Annotated in this window: 1 protein-coding gene; it reads left to right on the top strand. The window is 28.8% G+C overall.

What is annotated here, in order from left to right:
* Nucleotides 1-62: 62 nt before the first annotated feature.
* The coding region (locus T385_RS0100050) for a hypothetical protein (protein WP_029905371.1) at nucleotides 63-1,291 on the top strand (1,229 nt) is incomplete at its 3' end.

The following is a 1,291-nucleotide window of genomic DNA, read 5'->3' as shown; positions in this document are numbered from 1 at the left end:
TTTCAAATACCAAACAAAATGAACCTCTTAGTTAGAATTCAACTAAGGAATACAATTTTGGTATGGAAAATCAGAGATATGCAACAAAAAACGATTTAATTTACAGACAAATTACAAGGCATAGCGATTGAACAAATAAACAATTATCAATAGCTTTAGATGTCTCAATTTCAACTATAAAAAGAAAGCGAAAACAGTTAAGAGAGTTTCAAAAAACAGGAACTAAAATCAAAATCTCTCATGGTAATTTGAATAACAAACATGCTCTTAAGCATTCAGATGAGAAATTTATAGCATTGAGCAAAACTTATTTTGATAATTATAGATTAACAGGGAATGAAAACAATAATGATAGTTCCTCATTTTTAACTTTGATCTCTTTTTATGAATTTTTTGAACACTTTGAATGTTCAGAAACTAAAGATTTTTCATATTCAACTCTGGTTAGACGCTTTAAACAACTTGGAATTGCTAGTCCATATGCAACAAAAGAAGGTAAAAAAATTGCTAAACGAAACAGAAATAAAGTAATGACTAATAAAGATTTATTCTTTATATCGCAATTTAAATATTACGAATCCAAAGAAAAAACAAAGCGCCGACTAAATTACAAAAACGTATATAAGTTTGGTGATATCGTTGAAATTGATGGTTGTAGTCATTACTGACTTAATGGCCAAAATAAATTTACAATGTTGCTCGCTGTCGATGTTGGTACAAATAAAGTTGTTTCAATACATTTTGAAGAACAAACAGAAACACTCAATGGTTATCAAATTTTATTAGAAGAACTTTTTAATAATTACGGGCATCCAAGAGCTCTTTTAGCTGATAATAGGTCTAACTTTAGAAACAATGCCGATAGCAATGCTCGAACCTATCAAGCAGTAAAATCGCGTGGAATCGAGTTTATAACTAGTTCAAATCCAACTTTTAAGCCACATGTTGAGCGCAAAAACGAGACAATTCAAAAAAGATTACCATTATTTTTACGCATTAACAAGATTAATTCAATTGAAGAAATAAACAAAAACAAAGAAATTATTATCGAATTCATCAATTCATCGTGCAAAACAAAAGAAAAAATAAGTGTTTTTCGTTCAGTGAATCAACAATACAATGAACAATTTTTCGATTTACCAGTGTATAGAAATGTAAATAACAATTCAGTCTTCTATGAAGGCTCTTGATTTGCACCTTTCGACAAAAACAATCAACCCATAGCAAATAATAAAGAACTAGATTTGAAATTTTTCATCGGAACAGATAAAAAGTTTTACTTTAGAAACGA

Source organism: Mycoplasmopsis opalescens ATCC 27921, assembly GCF_000712185.1.
GTDB classification, from domain to species: Bacteria; Bacillota_I; Bacilli_A; order Mycoplasmatales; family Metamycoplasmataceae; genus Mycoplasmopsis; species Mycoplasmopsis opalescens.
This window is presented reverse-complemented; position numbering and strand designations above follow the sequence as displayed.